This is a genomic window from Methylobacterium sp. UNCCL125 (assembly GCF_900116795.1).
Classification (GTDB): domain Bacteria; phylum Pseudomonadota; class Alphaproteobacteria; order Rhizobiales; family Beijerinckiaceae; genus Methylobacterium; species Methylobacterium fujisawaense.
Window position 1 is genome coordinate 51,203 of record NZ_FPBW01000012.1, and the last position, 20,712, is coordinate 71,914.

At 68.6% G+C, this 20,712-nt stretch carries 13 protein-coding genes; 9 read left to right on the plus strand and 4 right to left on the minus strand.

Going from position 1 to position 20,712, the window contains the following annotated elements:
* Nucleotides 1–62 precede the first annotated feature (62 nt).
* The 5 genes from BM396_RS13825 to BM396_RS13845 all read left to right on the plus strand — a co-directional run bounded on the left by BM396_RS13825 (nt 63) and on the right by BM396_RS13845 (nt 8,923).
* Entirely contained in the window at nt 63–2,561 is a 2,499-nt protein-coding gene (locus BM396_RS13825; RefSeq protein ID WP_244538872.1) for a sensor histidine kinase, read from the plus strand.
* A gap of 301 nt (nt 2,562–2,862) precedes the next feature.
* Nucleotides 2,863–4,809, plus strand: coding sequence for an acetate--CoA ligase (gene acs / locus BM396_RS13830; RefSeq protein ID WP_043381658.1), 1,947 nt, complete (start codon nt 2,863–2,865; stop codon nt 4,807–4,809).
* 136 nt (nt 4,810–4,945) lie between these two features.
* Nucleotides 4,946–5,317, plus strand: a complete 372-nt coding sequence (locus BM396_RS13835; protein WP_043353744.1) for a DUF485 domain-containing protein — start codon at nt 4,946–4,948, stop codon at nt 5,315–5,317.
* A complete protein-coding gene (locus BM396_RS13840; protein ID WP_043353743.1) occupies nt 5,314–6,996 on the plus strand; it encodes a cation acetate symporter in 1,683 nt (560 codons plus the stop codon). The genes BM396_RS13835 and BM396_RS13840 overlap by 4 nt, the downstream gene beginning before the upstream one ends.
* 292 nt (nt 6,997–7,288) lie before the next feature.
* Nucleotides 7,289–8,923 carry an MFS transporter gene (locus BM396_RS13845; RefSeq protein ID WP_051976030.1) on the plus strand — a complete coding sequence of 545 codons (1,635 nt, stop codon included), beginning with the start codon at nt 7,289–7,291 and terminating at the stop codon, nt 8,921–8,923.
* Nucleotides 8,924–9,584: 661 nt separating this feature from the next.
* Here BM396_RS13845 and BM396_RS33320 read toward each other — a convergent pair.
* The 4 genes from BM396_RS33320 to BM396_RS13865 all read right to left on the minus strand — a co-directional run bounded on the left by BM396_RS33320 (nt 9,585) and on the right by BM396_RS13865 (nt 14,901).
* Nucleotides 9,585–10,037, minus strand: a complete 453-nt coding sequence (locus tag BM396_RS33320; RefSeq protein ID WP_244538873.1) for a hypothetical protein — start codon at nt 10,035–10,037, stop codon at nt 9,585–9,587.
* Between the two features lie 179 nt (nt 10,038–10,216).
* Nucleotides 10,217–11,815, minus strand: a complete 1,599-nt coding sequence (gene purH / locus BM396_RS13855; protein ID WP_043381660.1) for a bifunctional phosphoribosylaminoimidazolecarboxamide formyltransferase/IMP cyclohydrolase — start codon at nt 11,813–11,815, stop codon at nt 10,217–10,219.
* 72 nt (nt 11,816–11,887) lie between these two features.
* On the minus strand, nt 11,888–13,636 hold the full coding sequence (locus BM396_RS13860; protein ID WP_043381662.1) for a heparinase II/III family protein: 1,749 nt from the start codon (nt 13,634–13,636) through the stop codon (nt 11,888–11,890).
* Nucleotides 13,637–13,962: 326 nt separating this feature from the next.
* Nucleotides 13,963–14,901 (minus strand): metal ABC transporter solute-binding protein, Zn/Mn family, encoded by a 939-nt coding sequence (locus BM396_RS13865; RefSeq protein WP_081948642.1) that lies wholly within the window; start codon nt 14,899–14,901, stop codon nt 13,963–13,965.
* A gap of 164 nt (nt 14,902–15,065) precedes the next feature.
* Between BM396_RS13865 and BM396_RS13870 the strand changes: the two genes are divergently transcribed.
* From BM396_RS13870 to BM396_RS13885, 4 genes are all read left to right on the plus strand, one after another.
* A complete protein-coding gene (locus BM396_RS13870) occupies nt 15,066–15,599 on the plus strand; it encodes a Spy/CpxP family protein refolding chaperone (RefSeq protein ID WP_043381811.1) in 534 nt (177 codons plus the stop codon).
* 93 nt (nt 15,600–15,692) lie between these two features.
* Nucleotides 15,693–17,453: an ABC transporter ATP-binding protein gene (locus tag BM396_RS13875; RefSeq protein WP_043381667.1), complete on the plus strand. Its 1,761-nt coding sequence runs from the start codon at nt 15,693–15,695 to the stop codon at nt 17,451–17,453.
* Nucleotides 17,454–17,544: 91 nt separating this feature from the next.
* The gene (locus BM396_RS13880) at nt 17,545–18,633 is read left to right on the plus strand and encodes a branched-chain amino acid aminotransferase (RefSeq protein ID WP_043353724.1); all 1,089 of its coding nucleotides are present in this window, start codon (nt 17,545–17,547) and stop codon (nt 18,631–18,633) included.
* A gap of 243 nt (nt 18,634–18,876) precedes the next feature.
* Complete coding sequence (locus BM396_RS13885; RefSeq protein WP_043381670.1) at nt 18,877–20,685, plus strand: DEAD/DEAH box helicase family protein; 1,809 nt, start codon at nt 18,877–18,879, stop codon at nt 20,683–20,685.
* The last annotated feature ends 27 nt before the right edge of the window (nt 20,686–20,712 follow it).

Below are 20,712 nucleotides of genomic sequence, written 5' to 3' on the forward strand. Positions count from 1 at the left end.
TGGAACGTGACGGATCGCGTTAGGGTTCGAGGTCGCGGGCTTTGGAGACGACAGTGACACCGATGGCCGGTGCAGCCCAGCCCGGGCTGGCGACTGCCTTCGCGGCCTGGGCGCGCGTGCCGGCGCTGGCCGCCACGCTCGGCGCTCGGGACACCGTGCATTTCGTGGTCGACCCGTCGGCGGGGCAGATCCTGTACGCGTCCGATGCGGCGGCGCCCTTGGCCGAGACCCTGACCGGCTCCGCGCTCGTCGGTTTGATCCGTCAGATTGTTGCCGCGACCGCAGGGGACGCCGCGCCCCGCCTCGCGCGCCTCCGTTTGGATGTCCGCCGCATCGCCCCACCGGCACTGTGCTGGCTGGCGCGCGGTACTCAGGCGGACGGTCGTCCCGCCATCCTCGTGGTACCGACCACGCCCGTGACGACCGCCCGCGCCCGGCCGGTCCGCCCCGTCGCGCCCCCGGCGAGCGCAAGCGCGCCGCCGGCACATCCGCAGGCGACGCCATCCGCGATGGGGCGGGACAACCGCTTCTTGTGGCGCATCGATGCCGCGGGTGTCCTGACCACCCTCACCGGGCCGGAGGCCCTCGCGGGCCTCGTGGGGCAGCGATGGCAGGACATGGCGGCGACAGGCCTCCTGTCCGAAGCCGACTCCGTGCTGGCGGCCCTGCGCGACCGACGAACCTTCCGCGGCGAATCGGCGGTGCTCGATGCCGGCACCGGGCCGTTCCGGGTCGATCTCTCCGGCGCCCCTCTGGGGCGGGGTGATGCTGCGTTCTCCGGCTTCGGCGGGTTCGGCCTGATCCGGAGCGCGCCGAACGCGATCAAGGTCGTCGCCGAGCCCGCGGCGCCGCCGCCGGAATCGTCGGTTTCGGCGTCCGCGTCGCCTCTCCCCGAGCCCGTCGAAGCCGAAAGCCCGGTCGCGCCTGCGCCGGATCTCATCGCGACACCGCTCTCGACTGATGAGCATGCCGCCTTCCGGGAAATCGCCCGGGCGCTGGGCGCACGCTATGCCGGCGACGAGGTCGATCCTGAATCAGGGGCGCCGAAGGCCGAGAGCGGCGCGGTGATGCCGTTCCCCGCGCCGCAGACCAATCCGGTGGAACTGCCCGTGGTCTTCGAGGAGGCCAGCACGGAAACCGACGGGGCCAGTGTCGAGCCCCCCGTCGACGTGGCCGCTCCTCCGCAGGCCGACCTTCTCGCGGGTCTGCCGCTGCCGACGCTGATCCACCACAACGGCACCATCGTCGCCGCCAACCGCGGCTTTCTGGATCTGACAGGCCATCCCGACCTGCCGAGCCTCGCCCGCACCGGGCTCTCCGGACTTCTCCCGGGTCTCCCGCCTTCGAACGCGCTTGGCAACGCGCTTGGCGACGCGGCACGCCGGACCACGGTGAAGTCGGTCGAGGGCCATACGCGTCCGGTGGAACTGCTGAGCGGCGCCTTCAGCTGGGCAGGCGCAACTGCGACGTGCCTGATCGCGCGCCCGGTCGATGAGGCCGATGTCGCGGATGCGCTCACCGCCGAGCGCCTCGCCCGCGCCGCCCAGACGGAACGGACGGCCCGTGCCGAGGCGGCCCTGGACGCACTGGAGATCGGGGTCGTCACCGTCGACGGGGCCGGCCGCATCGTCGCGTTGAACCACGCCGCGGCCGATCTGTTCGGATGCGATCCGCGCGAGGTCGTCGGCGGCAGTTTCGTCAGCCTGTTCGACCGTCAGAGCGTCCTGACGATCGCCGATGCCCTGCGCGGCGCGGCCCCGGAGCGGCGCTCCATTGTCCTGGCCGGCAAGCCGATGTCGCTCGCCGTCGCAGGGCCTCTTGGACGACGGGTGGTCACGCTCGACCATGCCGGTCGCGCGGCGCCCGGAGAGGCGGGCGCAGCCAGTCGCCCGGAAACCGTGCCGGGCGGCGGAGAGGCCTTGAGCCGGCTCGACGGCGCCGTGCGCGGCCCCGTCACCGGGATGATCGATTTGGCAAACGCGATGCTGAAGGAGCCCTTCGGGCCCCTCGGCGACACGCGCTACAGGGACTGCCTGGCGGAGATCAAAGCGTCGGGCGAGACGATCCTGGAACGGGTCGGCAAGCTTCTGGATCTTGCCGCAGTCGAGGCCGGTTCGCTGCGCCTCGAACCCCGCGCCCTCGACCTCAACGACGTCGTGGCGGGTTGCGTCGCCCGCCTTCAGGGCGAGGCAGCGCGAGGCCGGGTCGTGATGCGGACAAGCTTCTCCACCGATCTCGGCGATTTGGAAGCCGACGAGCGCTCGGTCAGCCGCGCGGCCAGTCTCGTGATCGAGAACGCGATCCGACGCTCCGCCGCCGGAAGCCAGATCATCGTTTCCACCGGCTCGGCGGAACGGGCGGCCGTTGCCCTGCGGGTGCGCGGTACCGGCGCCGGGCCTGCTCCGCGGGTGGAAGACCCGAAGGAATCCGTCGAGGACGGGCTGGCACTGCCGCGCGCCCTTGTGGAGGCCAACGGCGGCCGCCTCCAGCTCTCCGCACGCCCGGAAGACGGCACGCTCGTGGAAATCATCATGCCGACGCGACGGGTGGCGAACGGATAGGTCCCTGGCCGATTGCGCGCCGACGCGTCCCCGAAAGCGCGCCCCTGTACCGGCCATCGTCCGGGGGCGGAAACAGAGGACGGCGGGTGATCGTTCGCCGGGCTCCCCGCGCTTGACAGCGCAGCATCGAAGCCTCAATCAGCTCTTACATTGTGCCCAATTTATTTACGGGACTTGATCTGAGCGCGCGCGAAACCGCGATCATATCGTCATCGTAAATTGTAGGCTACATTACTTTGGAAGTCCTGGCTGCGCGGCCGCCACCGCGATACGATCGGGCACCAATCAGGGATGGAACGCCATGCAAGGCAAGGTCATCGAGGTGAAGGACGCGTGGCGTGGGGGCGCTCACGTCGACGATTCCAAGTATCAAGAGATGTATGCGGCGTCCGTCGCCGATCCGAATGCGTTCTGGGCCGAGCACGGCAAGCGCATCGACTGGATGACGCCGTTCTCCACCGTGAAGAACACCAGCTTCGAGCCCGGCAAGGTCTCGATCAAGTGGTTCGAAGACGGCAAGACCAACGTCGCCCATAACTGCATCGACCGTCATCTGGAGACCCGCGGCGACCAGACCGCGATCATCTGGGAAGGCGACAATCCCGACGAGTCGAAGCACATCACTTACCGGGAGCTGCACGCGCAGGTCTGCCGGATGGCCAACGTCCTGCGCAATCGCGGCGTCGGCAAGGGCGATCGGGTCACGCTCTACATGCCGATGATCCCGGAGGCCGCCTACGCGATGCTCGCCTGCGCGCGGCTCGGGGCGATCCACGCCATCGTGTTCGGCGGCTTCTCCCCCGACTCGCTGGCGTCGCGCATCCAGGGGTGCGGCTCCAAGCTGGTGATCACCGCCGACGAAGGCCTGCGCGGCGGCCGCAAGGTGCCGCTGAAGGCCAATGTCGACGAAGCGATCAAGCGGCTCGACGCGGATCTCGTCGACCACGTGATCGTCGTGCGCCGCACAGGCGGCAGCGTCGCCATGGAGGCGGGCCGGGACGTCTATTACGACGAGGCCGCCGAGCAGGTGACCGACGAGTGCCCCGCCGTGGCGGTGGAGGCCGAGCATCCGCTCTTCATCCTGTATACCTCCGGCTCGACCGGTCAGCCGAAGGGCGTGGTGCACACCACGGGCGGCTACCTCGTCTACGCGTCGATGACGCATGAGTACGTCTTCGATTACCGCGAGGGCGACGTGTACTGGTGCACCGCCGATGTCGGCTGGGTCACCGGCCACAGCTACATCGTGTACGGGCCGCTCGCCAACGGCGCGACGACGCTGATGTTCGAGGGCATCCCGACCTATCCGTCGACGTCCCGCTTCTGGGAAGTGATCGACAAGCACAAGGTCAACATCTTCTACACGGCGCCCACCGCCATCCGCTCGCTGATGGGCGGCGGCGAGGGGCCGGTGAAGAAGACCTCGCGGGCTTCGCTGCGCGTGCTCGGCTCCGTCGGCGAGCCGATCAACCCGGAAGCCTGGGAATGGTACTACAACGTCGTCGGCGACAAGCGCTGTTCGATCGTCGACACGTGGTGGCAGACCGAGACCGGCGGCATCCTGATCACCCCGCTGCCGGGCGCCACCGCACTCAAGCCCGGCTCGGCGACCCGGCCGTTCTTCGGCGTGACGCCTGAGATGGTCGATGCCGAGGGCAAGGTTCTGGAAGGGGCCTGCGAGGGCAATCTCTGCATCGCCGATTCCTGGCCGGGACAGATGCGTACGGTCTACGGCGACCACGAGCGGTTCGAGCAGACCTACTTCTCGACCTATCCAGGCAAGTACTTCACCGGCGACGGCGCCCGGCGCGATGCGGATGGCTATTACTGGATCACCGGACGCGTTGACGACGTCATCAACGTCTCGGGCCATCGCATGGGCACCGCAGAGGTCGAATCCTCGCTGGTCGCCCACCCGAAGGTCGCCGAGGCGGCGGTCGTGGGCTACCCGCACAACGTGAAGGGCCAGGGCATCTACGCCTACGTGACCCTCAACGACGGCGAGGAGGGCGACGACGCCCTGCGCAAGGAGCTGGTGACCTGGGTCCGCAAGGATATCGGGCCGATCGCCTCTCCGGACCTGATCCAGTTCGCGCCGGGCCTGCCCAAGACCCGCTCGGGCAAGATCATGCGCCGAATCCTGCGCAAGATTGCCGAGGACGATTTCAGCTCGCTCGGAGACACCTCGACCCTGGCCGAGCCGGCCGTGGTCGACGACCTGATCGAGAACCGGCAGAACCGGGCCTGATCGCATCCGCGCCGCGGCCATAGCGGCGCGGGTTCGGACCGGGACGGGTGCCGGGGCGGCGCCCGTCTCCAACAAGAACCACGAACTTCAACGCGATGAACCGGGGGGCCAGAGTGCCCTCGCGGGAGGAAAAGCCATGAGCGGCACGACACTCGGCCTTCGAGGGCGCACGGCGCCCCCGGGAACACGCGCACTCGGAACGGAGGTCGATCCGCAGGTCGAGCGGATTGTCCGGACACCCGAATTCCAGCAACTCGTCCATGAGCGCACCCGCTTCGCCTGGACGCTGACCATCCTGATGCTGGTGGTCTATTTCGGCTTCATCGGGCTCATCGCCTTCGACAAGTCGCTGCTCGCCGTGAAGGTTGGCGGCACCGCCTCCCTCGGACTGTTCGCGGGCGTCTTCGTGATCCTGTTCGCTTTCGCGCTGACCGGCGTCTACGTGGCCCGGGCCAACACGCGTTTCGACGCGCTGAGCGCCGCCCTCAAGCGGAGCGTCGCCCGATGAACCGGCTCCTCCTCGGCCTGACGCTCGGCACGATCGCCGCCAGCGCGGCCTATGCCGCCGGCCCGGATCTCGGGGCCGTGCAGCAATCGGTCACGAACTGGCCGGCCATCCTGATGTTCCTGTTCTTCGTGCTGCTGACGCTCGGCATCACCTACAAGGCCGCGAAGGGCACGAAGTCCGCCGCCGATTTCTACGCGGCGGGCGGCGGCATCTCGGCGGGGACCAACTCCCTGGCGATTGCCGGCGATTACATGTCGGCCGCCTCGTTCCTCGGCATCTCCGGCCTCGTCTACACCTCGGGCTTCGACGGGCTGATCTATTCCACGGGCTTCCTGGTCGGCTGGCCGATCGTGCTGTTCCTGATCGCGGAGCGCCTGCGCAACCTCGGCAAGTTCACCTTCGCGGACGTGGCGAGCTTCCGCCTCGACCAGACGTCGATCCGCATCATCTCGGCGGTGGGCACCCTCGTGGTGGTGGCGTTCTACCTGATCGCCCAGATGGTCGGCGCCGGGAAGCTGATCCAGCTCCTGTTCGGCCTGCCCTATCTCTACGCGGTGATCATCGTCGGCGTCCTGATGATCGTCTACGTCGCCTTCGGCGGCATGAAGGCGACCACCTGGGTGCAGGTGATCAAGGCCTGCCTGCTCCTCGGCGGCGCGACCTTCATGGCGGGCGCAGTGCTGTTAAAATACGGCTTCAACCCCGAGATGCTGTTCGCGAACGCCGTGCAGGTTCACCCGAAGGGCGACGCCATCATGGCGCCGGGCGGACTCGTGTCGAACCCGGTGGAGGCGATCTCCCTCGGCGTCGGCCTGATGTTCGGCACCGCCGGCCTGCCGCACATCCTGATGCGGTTCTTCACGGTCTCGGACGCGCAGGCCGCGCGCAAGTCGGTGTTCTACGCCACCGGCCTGATCGGCTACTTCTACATTCTCACCTTCATCATCGGCTTCGGCGGCATCGCCCTGCTGATGTCCGACCCGGTCTACTTCAAGCTCGGCGCGGCCGGGACCTTCGACAAGCTGAAGGACATGATCGGCGGCACCAACATGGTGGCGGTGAACCTCGCCAACGCCGTGGGCGGCCCGTACTTCCTCGGCTTCATCTCCGCCGTGGCCTTCGCGACCATCCTGGCCGTGGTGGCGGGCCTGACGCTCGCCGGCGCCTCGGCGATCAGCCACGACCTCTACGCCCAGGTGATCGCCCGCGGGCGCACCACCGAGAAGCACGAGGTCAACCTGTCGAAGATCTCCGCGGTGGTGATCGGCATCGTGGCGATCTACCTCGGCTACGTGTTCGAGAACCAGAACGTCGCCTTCATGGTGGGCCTGGCCTTCGCGGTGGCGGCGAGCTGCAACTTCCCGGTGCTGGCCATGTCGATCCTGTGGCGCGGCACCACCACCTGGGGTGCGCTGGCCGGCGGCCTCGTCGGCCTGCTCGCCGCGGTGATCATGGTGGTGCTGTCGAAAGCCGTGTGGGTGACGACGCTGGGCAACCCGGCCCCGCTTTTCCCTTACGACAACCCGGCTTTGTTCTCGATGCCGTTGGCCTTCGCGACGATCTGGGTCGTGTCGCTCATGGACAAGTCCCGCCGGGCCCAGCGCGAGCGGGCCGCCTTCGAGGCGCAGTATGTGCGCTCCGAGACGGGCATCGGGGCGTCCGGCGCCCACGCGCACTGACCTCAACCAGACGCGTCGGACAGGCGGAGGGCGCGGCGCGAGCCGCGCCCTTCGTCGTTCCGGTGACAACTCGGTGCGCACCTGTGTTGATGAGGCTCTTCACAATCGCTTTACCGGTTGACCCGCAACGCCCTTGAGATAACGCATAGGTGATCTGCGCTTTGCGCAGGGCCGCCCGGGAGCGGGCCGGGAAAGGGCGATCCCATCGTCGGGCCGCCGATATGCGTTTGGGAGGACGTGTCTTATGGCTGTGGCAACCGCGATCCCGCGGGCCGGAGACGCCGCGAGGCCGATGACTTCGGCCGAGAAGCGGGTGATCTTCGCGTCCTCGCTCGGTACTGTGTTCGAGTGGTACGATTTCTATCTGTACGGCTCTCTGGCGGCGATCATCGGCGCGCAGTTCTTTTCTGCCTATCCACCCGCCACGCGCGACATCTTCGCGTTGCTCGCCTTCGCGGCCGGCTTCATCGTCCGTCCGTTCGGCGCCCTAGTCTTCGGCCGCATCGGTGATCTCGTCGGACGCAAATACACGTTCCTGATCACGATCCTGATCATGGGCCTGTCGACCTTCATCGTCGGCATCCTGCCCAACGCGGCCACCATCGGCATCGCGGCTCCGATCATCCTGATCGTCCTGCGCCTCGCCCAGGGCCTCGCCCTCGGCGGCGAGTATGGCGGCGCCGCCACCTACGTCGCCGAGCACGCGCCCAACGGCCGGCGTGGGTTCTATACGAGCTGGATCCAGACGACCGCGACCCTGGGCCTGTTCCTGTCGCTCCTCGTGATCCTCGCGACCCGGACCTTCACCGGCGAGGCCGCCTTCGCCGAGTGGGGCTGGCGCATCCCGTTCCTGGTCTCGGTGCTGCTGCTCGGCATCTCGGTCTGGATCCGCCTCCAGCTGTCGGAATCTCCGGCCTTCCAGCGGATGAAGGACGAGGGCAAGACCTCGAAGGCACCGCTCACCGAGGCCTTCGGCCAGTGGCGCAATGCGAAGTTCGCGATCATCGCCCTGTTCGGCCTCGTCGCCGGTCAGGGTGTGGTCTGGTACACGGGCCAGTTCTACGCGCTGTTCTTCCTGCAATCGATTCTCAAGGTCGACGGCTATACCGCCAACCTGCTGATCGCGTGGTCGCTGCTTCTCGGCACCGGCTTCTTCGTGGTCTTCGGCTGGCTGTCCGACAAGATCGGCCGCAAGGTCATCATCCTGGCGGGCTGCGCCATCGCGGCGGCGACGTTCTTCCCGATCTTCAAGGGCATCACCTCCACGGCCAACCCGAAGCTCGAGGCGGCGATCGAGAACGTGAAGGTGACGGTGACGGCCGATCCGGCCGCCTGCGGAAACCTGTTCAACCCGGTCGGAACCCGGGTGTTCACCGCGCCCTGCGACCTCGCCCGCGACTTCCTGTCGAAGTCGTCGGTGCGCTACACCACCGCTGCCGGGGCGGCCGGACAGCTTACGACCATCCGGGTCAACGATACGGAGATCCCCTATCCGCAGGGGGGCAACGTCGAGGCCAACAAGGCCACGACCGCGGCACTCCAGGCCGCGGGCTACCCGAAGGCGGGTGACCCTGAGATCGTTAAGATGTCGAATCCGTTCGACATCTTCCGGCCGCAGGTCGCGCAGGTGATCGGCCTGCTGTTCATCCTCGTTCTCTTCGTCACGATGGTCTACGGCCCGATCGCCGCCATGCTGGTGGAGTTGTTCCCGACCCGGATCCGGTACACCTCGATGTCGCTGCCCTACCATATCGGCAACGGCTGGTTCGGCGGCCTGCTGCCGGCGACCGCCTTCGCCATGGTGGCCCAGACCGGCGACATCTATTTCGGCCTCTGGTACCCGATCGTCATCGCGGTCGCGACCGTGATCATCGGTATCCTCTTCGTGCCGGAGACCAAGGATCGCGACATCTTCGCGGATACCTGAGCGGCGCAAACCGGCCAAACCAACCACGCGTCGACGACGCCCAGGCAGTTCCCACTGCCTGGGCGTTTCCATTTCCACAGAGATGTCCGCGCCCCTTCGGGCAGAGGGCCGCCGGTCACGGACCCGTGCCGGGTCGTGGCCGTAAGGCGGGCCGGGCCGTCTCGGCTTGTGTCGAACCCGCAACGCGACGGCGGAATCGCAATCCGTGCGGTCTGTCACGGATTGCGTTGCGGCGGATCCTATACAGAGGTCTCAAGTATCGACGGCAGACGGAACCATCACCGTCGAAACGGCGAGCCGACACGGAATGTCCTGATTTCCGACCACCACGTTGCAAGCAGTCAATGACTGCAACTTTCAGTCCGTTTCTCGGCCAATGCCGGTCGTCCAACAACTCCGCCGGCCGCCGGAAACTGTCCGAAATTTAATCTTTCGCCGATCGCCCCGGCGGAACCTTAGCGGTACAAGGCCGTATAAGGTTCCCCTACGATCCAGGGCCCCTGGGAATTCCATCGTGAACGATGTCGTGCCACATTTGCGCCGTCAGCCTCATCGGAAGCTGCATCTTCTACTTCTAATTATCTGGATGGCCGTGGCTCTGGGCTTGTGGGCGCTGATCAACACCCTCGCCGGGCGGCTGGTTTGGTGGTGGTGACGCTGGTTACAGCCCGCGATTGTTCTCGGGATAGTCGGTGAGATAGGCGCCGAGCAGATATCCCGCCTGATGGGCCGTCAGGTATCCCAGCATGATCAGAACGTGCAGCAGGTCGAGGCCGTAAACGGACATGAAAATGGTCATCGCAGTGAACATGACCACCGATGAGGTCATGGCGATGATCATCACCGAATAGGAGCGGCCGATCAGCGCTCCCACGAGAAACAACAGCGCTGCGACCACCATCTCGTCACCCAACCCGGATTCGTTCCAGGAAGTTCTTCTCACGAGCTTCCGGCGCACATCTGGGCAATGATGGCGTGCAGCCGAGAAAATATCAACCCGCTCCGCAGATGCCACCCATATTCGCAAAGATGGGGGTATTTGTTCGGCAATAATGCTCAAAAAATAGCATTCATCGTTACGGGACATCCATTGCTGAGCTTCGGCACAGGCCACGCCTGTTCACGGCAATGCTGAGAGACATCGCAGCCCGAACAAAAATCGCCGCGACCGCCCCAATCCGTGCGGATCGTTAACGGAAGCGCGGCGGCGCCGCGCGACGGACAGGCCTCTCGGCGGTGCTGGGGCACGGAGGCACGGGAGCGTCACGTCGTGACCCTCCCGACTCCGCCCGATCAATGCCGGAAGTGACGGTGGCCGGTGAGGACCATGGCCAAGCCGGCCGCATCGGCGGCCGCGATGACGTCCGCATCGCGCATCGAACCGCCGGGCTGGATCACCGCCGTCGCGCCCGCTTCGGCGGCCGCCATCAGCCCGTCCGCGAACGGGAAGAACGCGTCCGACGCCACCACCGAGCCGACCGCCAGGCTCTGGGACAGCCCGAGGCGCTTCGCACCCTCGGCGGCCTTCCAGGCGGCGATGCGCGAGGAATCAACCCGGGACATCTGACCCGCGCCGATCCCCACCGTCGCGCCGGCCTTGGCGTACACGATGGCGTTCGACTTCACGTGCTTGGCAACCCGATAGGCAAACCGGAGATCGGCCAGTTCGGCCTCGCTCGGCGCCCGCTTGGTGACGACCTTGAGCGGCATGTCGTCGACGACCACCGCATCCCGGCTCTGGACCAGCAGACCGCCGGCGAGCGTCCGCACGGTCTCGCCGGGGGCCCGCGGGTCAGGCAGTCCGCCGGCCAGAAGCAGGCGCAGGTTCTTCTTGCCCGCGACGATGGCCGCGGCCTCGGGCGTGGCATCCGGGGCGATGATCACCTCGGTGAAAATCTCGACGATCCTGCTGGCCGCCTCGGCGTCGAGCGTCCGGTTGAGGGCGACGATGCCGCCGAAGGCCGAGGTCGGGTCACAGCTCAGAGCCCGCTCGTAGGCTTCGAGCAGGCTGGTGCCTTCCGCGACGCCGCACGGATTGGCATGCTTGATGATCGCCACGGCGGCGGTCCGGGCCGGATCGAACTCGGCCACGCACTCGTAGGCGGCGTCCGTGTCGTTGAAGTTGTTGTAGGACAGCTCCTTGCCCTGGAGCTGCCGGGCGGTGGCCACACCCGAGCGGACCTTGCCGGGCGCGCGGTAGAAGGCGGCCGCCTGATGAGGGTTCTCGCCGTAGCGCAGCGCCTGACCGAGGGTGCCGCCGAAGGCGCGGAACTGGGCCGGCGCATCCGTGCCGAAGCGGCCGGCCATCCAGTTGGCGATGGCGGCATCGTAGGCCGCGGTGCGGGCAAAGGCCTTCTGCGCCAGGCTCCGGCGCAGTTCCGCGCCCAGGGCGCCGTCATGCGCCTCCAGTGCGGCCAGCACGCCGGCATAATCCGACACGTCGGTGACCACGGCCACATCCGCGTGGTTCTTGGCCGCTGCGCGGATCATGGCCGGGCCGCCGACATCGATGTTCTCGATGCAGTCGGCATCCGACCGGTCGGCCGCGATGGTGGCCTCGAACGGGTACAGGTTGACCACCAGCAGATCGATGGCGCCGATCCCATGGGCGGCGAGCGCGGCCTGATGCTCCGGGTTGTCGCGGATGGCGAGCAATCCACCGTGAACCGCCGGGTGCAGCGTCTTGACCCGGCCGTCCATCATCTCCGGAAAGCCCGTGAGATCGGCCACCTCGGTGACAGGCAGGCCGGCCTCCTGCAGGGCACGATGCGTGCCCCCGGTGGAGACCAGCGCGATGCCGCGGGCGTGGAGCGCCCGGGCAAAGTCGACGAGGCCGGTCTTGTCCGAGACCGAGAGGAGCGCGCGGGAGACCCGCACCTGATCGTGCGCCATAGCTTCGTGCCGAAAGTTCGAGATTTCCCGGCGCGGTAGCATGGAAACGGTGAGCCCGGCCAGCCGGCTCCCTCAGGGTGCCACACCGCGCAGCGGTGCGGACGCCTGACGCTCGAAGCTCCAGCGGACCTCCACGTCCTCGGAGACGCGCAGGTGCAGCACGATCTGGTCGGTGCGGCGCGGCCCCGTCAGGCCCGAGAAGTAGACGCTCTCCTCAATGGCGATCTCGGCGTTCTCGGCGCGGAACACCCAGACCTCGCCGAGCGCCGAGGCGAGTTCGAGCCCGTCCGGGATGCCGCGCACCGCGATGCCGGGATGGAGATGGAAGCGGATCGCCACATCCTGCGGGCGCAATCGCCGACCCCGGCTTGGCGCCTTGCCCTGGCGCAGGAAGGCGTCGCGGCCCTCCAGCCGCACCGACGCGTGGAACAGCTGCCAGCGGCGCTCGTGCACGATACCGAAATCGGGCGCGTAGCCGTTGTGCCGGGCCGCGAGGACGACGCTGTCGGCCTCCTCGGCGCGCTCGGCGGCCACCGCCGAGGGCCCGCTCAGCACCACGGGCCCGCGCCGGCGAATCAGCCAATCGGCCAGGAGCCGTTCGCCCCACCACCCGGTACGGGTGAGGAACCGGCACGACGAGCTGTGGGCGACTGAGGCCGTGGAGTGGGCCGGCGTCGAACGGGCGAGGAGGCGCAGATCCGCCCCGCTGGCCGGCAGGCCGCAATTGACCACGATGCGCTGGGGGCCGCTCGACATCTCGAAGGCGAGGCAGCCGGCACCGGCATTCACCGAGTAGGGCAGCGGCGGGCACGCGCCGACATCGGCCACGATCACGACCCGGCCGCCTTCCAGGCGCTCGTAGCCCGAGTTCGGCGCGTGCATCAGCGGCCGGGCGAGCGCGCCGTCGTAGACCAGCAGGGTCGCGAGGTGATCCGCATCCGTGGCGCCCATGCCGTTGAAGTGGCTCAGCGAGGCGTCCGGGTGGCGCAGGAGTCGCAGCAGCGGCAACATCCGGTCGACGGCCCGCAGCAGCGCCATCGGCGGCTCGACGCTGCGGCTGAGGTAGCTCTGGCGCAGGGGCAGGAGGTCGAGGAGCAGATCCATGGCGAAGCGCGGGTCGCGGGACCGGTGGCCACCATCGGTCAGGATCTGGCGGTCGAGCTCCCGTGTCAGAATCCGGGTCGCTCGACGCAGGATCGGCTGAATGCCGTCGCAGCACAGGCCGGCGTAACAGAGCGCCACGGCGGCGTTCAGGCGCCATTGCGGTGGCACACCCCGCCGCAGATCGCGCTCGAGTTGCTGCGCGTTGCGTCCGATCGCCTTGAGGAAGTTCTGGTAAAAGCCGTGATCGGCCCCCTCCAGCACGAGGGGCGACTGGCACAGGAACGAGATCAACCGGCGGGCCGCCACCGGCGTCTGCCGGGCGAGCGCCGCGTCCCCCCGGCCCGCGATGAAATCGGCCACGAAGGCGCGGGCATTGGCCCTGGCGAGGGCGGTGTCGGCGGCGCGCAGGTGGCGCAGCCAGCCGAAGCCGTAGAGCTCGTCAGCCCATTCCGGCGACGGCGCCGCGTAGTCGAAGGGTGAGCCGCCGCTCGCCGCGAGCGACCTGCCCGCGAAGACGAACAGCCCGGCATAGATGTCGTCCGCAAAGGTCGCGTCCGAGGTCCGCAGGTCCTGCGGTGCGATCACCAGTCCGGTCACCCGCATCCGGGCGAGGATGTCGGGCGGTGCGGTGACGCTGGCTCCGGCCGCGCGGCCCGCGCGTGCAGCCTCGCGCGCGACGAGCCGATAGAAGCGCCAGCGGTCAGGCCCCCAAGCCACGCGATCTCCGAGCTGCGCGTTTTCACAAGGCCCCAAGGCCTTGAGCCCTCGCGTACGAGGATCGGCTGGCACCCGTTTCGTAAGGCTAGTGGGGGCCTCTTAACCGGCGGTTTACGCTATGTCATGCCCGACGCCGTGAAGGCGACTGAGGACGGCACCGTCAGTCGTGGCGGCTCGTGACCTGGGCCGGATCGGCACAGCCGCGGAGCACGTCGTCAGGATGGAAGCTCGATCCTGTCCTGTCGGAGCCGGCATCCGGCCATGACACGGGCCAGCCCTCGGCGGAGCGGCTGCAGCGCAATCGATCCCGCGCCGGTCGGATCGGGTCACTTCGGCATGAGCGCGGCGTCGAACGCCGCCAGGTTCGACCGCATCAGGTCGAGATAGGTCGCTGCCGGACCGTCCGCCCCGGAGAGCGCGTCGGAATAGACCTTCCCGCCGATGCGGGCGCCGCTCTCGCGGGCGATCTGCTCCATCTGGCGCGGGTCGCTGATGTTCTCCAGAAACACCGCGGGTACGCGCTCGCGGCGAATCTGGCGGATGATCGACGCCACGTCCCGCGGGCTCGCCTCGCTGTCGGTGGAGACGCCCTGCGGCGCGATGAAGCGTAGGCCGTAGGCCGCCGCAAAATAGCCGAAGGCATCGTGGGTCGTGATGATCTGCCGCCGCTCCGGCGGGATTTGGAGGATCGCTGCCCGGACGTCCCGCTCCAGGGCATCGAGCTTGGCGAGGTAGCCGGCCGCGGCCTCCTGATAGGCGGCGGCATGGGCCGGATCGACCTTCACGAGGCCGTTCCGGATGTTCGCCACGTAGATCCGAACGTTGGCGACGCTCTGCCAGGCATGCGGATCGAAGGCGTGCTCACCGTGTCCGTGACCGCCCTCCCCGTGGACATGCTCGTCCTGCGCCGGGATCGGCGACACGCCCGTCGAGACGGTCACCACTGGGGCGCGCGTGCCGGAGGCGCGGATTAGCCGGTCGAGCCAGCCCTCCAGCCCGAGGCCGTTGACGAATACGATATCGGCCTCGGCGAGCTTGCGCGCGTCGGCTGGCGACGGGCTGAAGCCGTGAACGTCGGAATCGGGTCCGACCAGGGTGGTCACCGTCACGGACGCACCGCCGATCTGCCGGACGAGATCGCCCAGGATCGAGAAGCTCGCAACCGCCCGGATCGGGACGGTCTGCGTGGTGGCCACCGCCGGCACCCCAAGTCCGAGCCAGACGGACAGGACCGCGAGCGCCGCGATCCGGAATGTTGTTGCCACGCCCCGCACCGTTCCACCTTCCCGCGCCTTCGGTCGCACCTGCCACTAATGTAACATTGTTACATACACAAGCGGGATACATGCCCGGTCCCCAATGCGCGGCGTCGGACGCGTCGCGCCCCGTGGGTTCCGACGCTGTCCGGAGCGTCAAGATGGAGGATTCCATGTCCCGCCGTTTGAGAGCGAGCATCCTGGTAACAGGGGCCCTCGGCCTGGGTGTCGCCAGCGCGGCCGTTGCGCACGACCATGGACCCGACGGCTTCCGCGGTCACGGGCGCTGGAGTGCGCTCACGCCCGAGGATCGGGCGGCCTTCACGGATGCCCGCATCGCCGCCCTGCATGCCGGCCTGAAGCTCAACCCCGACCAGGAGAAGCTGTGGCCGCCCGTGGAAGCTGCAATCCGCGACATGGCCAAGATGCGCCAGCAGCGCCGCGAGGCGATGCGCGACCGCCCCAAGTTCAGCGACGATGCCCCAGCGGCCCTTCGGGCGATGGCAGATGCCGCGACGGCACGCGGAGAGGCCCTGCGCAAGCTGGCCGACGCGTCCCAGCCGCTCTACGCCAGCCTCGATCAGGACCAGAAGCGGCGCGCAACGATCCTCGCCCGGCCTATGGGCGGGCATGGTCACGGCGGCTGGCATCGCGGCCGGGAGGGCGACCGGGAGGGCGGCCGCGGTCCGGACGGCGACGACCGTTGAGCCAAAGGCCTTGATCCGCGGCGATGGCGGCGGCACACCGCTGCCGCCGCGCATCCTGCCCGAGGCCGGCGCTGATCCGACCTGGTAGGTTTCATGGCGCGCCTCCGCGGCGACACGGCTCCCCTCCTCGCGCGCCTCTGGCGCACCTGGCTGTACCCGCACCGGGCCACCCTTGCCGTGGTGCTGGTGCTGATCGCGCTGGTGGGCGCCTCGACCGGCCTCTACCCGGCGCTGATCAAGGCCGCCTTCGACGCCTTCGACCGGAAGGATGCGGCGGCCATCGCCTATGGGCCGCTGGTGGTGATCGTCGTCACCGCCACGCGCGGCTTCGCGCTCTATGGCCAGACCGTTCTGACGAACAGGGTGGTCACCCGGGTCGAGGCCGACATGCAGGCGGCGCTCTACGGGCACCTGATCGAGTCCGATCTCGCCCAGCTCGGCCGCGAGAGCCCGGCGGCGCTGACCCAGCGCTTCACCACCGATTTCGCCTTCATCAAGGAAGCGCTGACCCGCATCTCGACGGTGCTCCTGCGCGACATCGCCATGCTGATCGGCCTCGTGGGGGCGCTGATCTGGATGGATCCGGTGCTGACTCTGGTGGCCGGCGTCACGGTGCCGTTCGTGGCCGGACCGATCGGGCGGATCGGGAAGAAGCTCAGGCGGGTGTCGACCTCGACGCAGGAGCAGATGGGCGCCACCGCCAGCCTCATTTCCGAAAGCCTCCAGGGGGTCCGGGTCGCCAAGACCTACGCCATGGAGGCCTACCTCAAGGGCCGCGCCGCGCAGGCCCTCGACGAGGTGCGCCGCCTCAAGATGAAAGCCGCCAATGCCCGCGGGCGTCTCGACCCGCTGCTGGAGATCGGGGGCGGCATCGCGGTGGCGGGGGTGCTCGTACTGGTCGGGCAACGGGTGCTGGCGGGGGAGAAGACGGTGGGCGACTTCACCGGCTACGTGGCGGCGCTGCTGCTCGCCGCGCAGCCGGCCCGGGCGCTGGGGAACCTCAACGCCATCCTGCAGGAGGCGGCCGCCGCCCTCAGGCGCTACTTCGACGTCATGGACGAGGCGCCCGAGATACGCGAGGCGCCCGACGCGCGGCCGCTCACCGTGTCCGCCGGGACGATCCGCTTCGACGGCGTGCGGTTCCGCTACCGGCCGGATGCGCCGGCCCTGGAGGGGATCGATCTGACGGTCCCGGCGGGCTCGGTCACGGCCCTGGTCGGACGCTCAGGCTCCGGGAAATCCTCGCTGCTCAACCTCGTCCCGCGGCTCTACGACGTGACCGAAGGCCGCGTGACCATCGACGGACAGGACGTCCGCGCGGTGACCCTCGCGTCCCTGCGCGCGGCGGTGGCGGTGGTGTCGCAGGAGGTGGTCCTGTTCGACGACACGATCGCGCGGAATATCGGCTTCGGCCGGCCCGGGGCGTCGCCTGCGGAGATCGAGGCGGCCGCCCGCGCCGCCGCGGCCCACGACTTCGTCGCGGCCCTCCCGGAGGGCTACGACTTCCGTGTCGGGCCCGGCGGCGGCCGACTGTCCGGCGGCGAGCGGCAGCGGGTGGCGCTGGCGCGCGCCTTCCTGAAGGACGCGCCGATCCTGCTCCTCGACGAGGCGACCTCGGCCCTCGATTCCGAATCGGAGCGTCTGGTCCAGGAGGCGCTGACCCGGCTGATGCGGGGCCGCACCACCCTGGTGATCGCCCATCGCCTCTCGACGGTGCGCGACGCCGATCAGATCGCCGTGATGGAATCGGGCCGCGTGATCGAGACCGGACGGCACGACGCCCTGCTCGCGGCCAGCGGCGCCTATGCACGCTTGCACCGGCTCCAGCTGTCGGAGCCCGCGACCGCCGAATAACGCGCGTGTGCGGTGACACCGTCATGCGCCGGCTCCGTAGATTCGCGCGCCGGAGCGCGCCATAAGGGCCTCAGTCGATAAGGACCAGACCGTGAGCGACCTGACGTTCGAGATCCAAAGTCATCCCGCCCCGCGGACCGCCGAGGAGCGGGCCGCGCTGATGGCGAATCCTGGCTTCGGCAAGGTGTTCACCGACCACATGGTGGTGGCGCGCTACACGGCCGGTCGCGGCTGGCACGATGCGCGGATCCAGGCCCGCGAGGCGATTCCCCTCGATCCCGCCTCCGCGGTGCTGCACTACGCGCAGGAGATCTTCGAGGGCCTCAAGGCCTACCGCACTGCCGATGGCGGCGCCGCCCTGTTCCGGCCCGACGCCAATGCGCGTCGCTTCCGGCACTCGGCCGAGCGCCTGGCGATCCCACCGTTTCCGGAGGATGCCTTCGTCGACGCGGTGCGCAAGCTCGTCGAGATCGACCGCGCCTGGATCCCCGACACGCCCGACGGTAGCCTCTATCTCCGGCCATTCATGATCGCCACCGAGGCGTTCCTGGGCGTCCGGCCGGCCTCCGAATACCTGTTCATCACCATCGCGTCGGCGGTGGGCTCGTACTTCAAGGACCCGAACAGCACCGTCACGGTCTGGGTTTCGGAGCATTACACGCGGGCCGCCCCGGGCGGCACCGGCGCGGCCAAGTGCGGGGGCAACTACGCGGCGAGCCTCGCCCCGCAATCCGAGGCCGCGGCCCAGGGCTGCGAGCAGGTCGTCTTCCTCGACGCGGTTGAGCGCCGCTACATCGAGGAACTCGGCGGCATGAACGTGTTCTTCGTCTTCGAGGACGGCACGCTGGTGACGCCGCCGCTCTCGGACAGCATCCTGCACGGCATCACCCGCGACTCGGTCATAACCCTGGCGCGGGAAGCCGGCCTGACCGTGAAGGAGGAGCCCTACACGATCGACGCGTGGCGCACCGACGTGCGGGAGGGCCGCCTGACCGAGGCCTTCGCCTGCGGGACCGCCGCGGTGATCACGCCGATCGGCACCGTGAAGGGCCGCGAGGAGAGCTTCACAATCGGGAACGGCAAGGCCGGTCCGGTGGCCCAGCGGCTGCGGAGCCTTCTGGTGGACATCCAGCGGGGCAACACCAATGACGCCCATGGCTGGTTCCAGAAGATCTTTTAAGGCGTCTCGCCAGTTCGAACTCATGGCACGGGGGTCGAGCAGGCTTGGCTCGCACCCTCGGCGCGGCACCCGCACGTCCAACCCATCCCCGCATCGTGAAATGGCGCAGCGCAACGGAGGCCTCGCAGGAGGCCTCCGGACGGCCGCGCGATCCCTGGACCGCGCCTGCGAGGCTGCTGGACAGCACCTCAGGATAAGAGGGATCGATCGGACAGACCGCGTCGTGCCACGGCGGTTGCGCCCGTGACCGTCGCGGCGGGGCAGGTTCCCGATGCGGCCATCATCGGCCCGTGGAACCCCGGCGTCCGGTCCGATCTGCCGTCCGCCTTCCTGCCGCTGGTGACCGTCTACCGGTCCGAGCACGTCGAGACGCCGCTGCGCGACGCCCTGGATCTGAGCGACCTCTGCGGACTGCCGGCCCGCCAGCTCAGCCGGTTCCGGGCCCGCCGCCTCGTCGTCCACGAGGTGCTGATCCGCGTGATGTCGGACCTGTCCGTGCCGGTCGGTGCGGTCTATGCCGATCTCGGCGTGAACTTCCGGGCCATCGTGTCCACAATCCTGCGCGAGGGCATCGAGCCCCGCCTCAGTGAGATCGAAGCAGCCCTCGCCCAGATCCGCGCCGAGGCCGACGCGCTGCTCGATCGTGAGGTCGCCGCCATCCTCGACGAGGCGCCGGCCCCGCCGCCGCCCGAGCCGCGCTGGCTCGATAGGCTCCTCGGACGCCGCCCCCCGGCGGTCGTGGCCCCGCGCGAGGATCTCGCGACCCGGTCCCTGCGCCATCTCGAGACTTGGCAGCGGCGCGCCGCCGAATCCGGCGACGGCCTGGAGATCGCCGCCTGCGAGGCCCTGCGCAGCGTGGTGTCCGGCCTTATCGCGCGGCAGAACACCTTGATCCGCGACGGATCCCTGATGCGGACCATCGCCGGTACGCTGGTCTCGAACGGCTACGGCAGCCGCCGCATCGGCGAGCTGATCGAGCCCTGGATCGCCGCAGTGGTGGAGGCGCATGGCTATCGCCGGCTGGCGCCGCAGGACTTCCCGGTGGTGATGAACGTGAAAGGGGCCTCGGCCTCCGGCAAGAGCACGATCCGTCCCTACCAGCTCGGCCTCGCCAGACGTCTCGGCATGGCGTGGTCGGACTTCGCGGTGATCACACCCGACGTCTGGCGCAAGTACCTCCTCGACTACGACAGCCTGGGCAAGGCCTCCCGCTATGCCGGGACGCTGACGGGCTACGAGGTCGAGATCATCGACATGAAGCTCGACCGCTACGTCACCCGCAAGGCGGCCGAGCGGCGGATCTCGAACCTGCTCATCGACCGGTTTCGGTTCGACAGCTTCCAGGCCGAGGCCGGCTCTGACGGCGGCGGGCAATTGCTCACCCGGTTCGGCGACCGGGTCTACATGCAGTTCATGGTCACGCCCCCGGCCGACACCGTCGAGCGGGCATGGAAGCGGGGTGAGATGTTCGGCCGCTACAAGGCGGTGGAGGACCTGCTGGCGCACAACGTCGAGGCCTATACCGGCATGCCGCGCCTGTTCTTCAACTGGGCGCTCTCGCGCGACAAGCAGGTGGTCTGCGAGTTCCTCGACAACAGCGTGCCGCTGGGCGAGCGCCCGCGCACCATCGCGTTCTGGGCCGACGGGATCCTCAACATCCTCGACGTGAAAGGGCTGATCGACATCGACCGGTTTCGGAAGGTCGACATCTTCGCCCGCAGTCCCGAGGCGGTGTTCAAGGGCGCCGACCTTTCGGCATCCGCCAACACCACCTTCCTGCGCGAATGCCTGCGCCGGATGGCGATCGTCCGCTTCGTTCAGGCCGAGACCGGCCGTGCCATCCTGCGCCTCGATCGCGGACGGATCACCGCGCTGCATCCAGCCACCCTGGCGGCGGTGAAGGCGGGTCCGGACTGGGAGGCGGCCTGCGCGGTCATCGGATTCCCGGCCGATCCGACCGCGATTCCCACGCTCGATGAAACGCTGCACCCGACCGACGCGCCGACGCTCGGTGCCTGGGGCCCGATTTCTCCGTCGGGGCAAACGGAATAATATCGCCGCCCTGACAGTTCATCCCGT

What these genes read in the sequence shown, in the direction of transcription:
- BM396_RS13825 (WP_244538872.1), top strand. Translation starts at nt 63, where the DNA reads ATGGCCGGTGCAGCCCAGCCCGGGCTGGCGACTGCCTTCGCGGCCTGG.
- acs (WP_043381658.1), top strand. Translation starts at nt 2,863, where the DNA reads ATGCAAGGCAAGGTCATCGAGGTGAAGGACGCGTGGCGTGGGGGCGCT.
- BM396_RS13835 (WP_043353744.1), top strand. Translation starts at nt 4,946, where the DNA reads ATGAGCGGCACGACACTCGGCCTTCGAGGGCGCACGGCGCCCCCGGGA.
- BM396_RS13840 (WP_043353743.1), top strand. Translation starts at nt 5,314, where the DNA reads ATGAACCGGCTCCTCCTCGGCCTGACGCTCGGCACGATCGCCGCCAGC.
- BM396_RS13845 (WP_051976030.1), top strand. Translation starts at nt 7,289, where the DNA reads ATGACTTCGGCCGAGAAGCGGGTGATCTTCGCGTCCTCGCTCGGTACT.
- purH (WP_043381660.1), bottom strand. Translation starts at nt 11,815, where the DNA reads ATGGCGCACGATCAGGTGCGGGTCTCCCGCGCGCTCCTCTCGGTCTCG.
- BM396_RS13870 (WP_043381811.1), top strand. Translation starts at nt 15,066, where the DNA reads ATGTCCCGCCGTTTGAGAGCGAGCATCCTGGTAACAGGGGCCCTCGGC.
- BM396_RS13875 (WP_043381667.1), top strand. Translation starts at nt 15,693, where the DNA reads ATGGCGCGCCTCCGCGGCGACACGGCTCCCCTCCTCGCGCGCCTCTGG.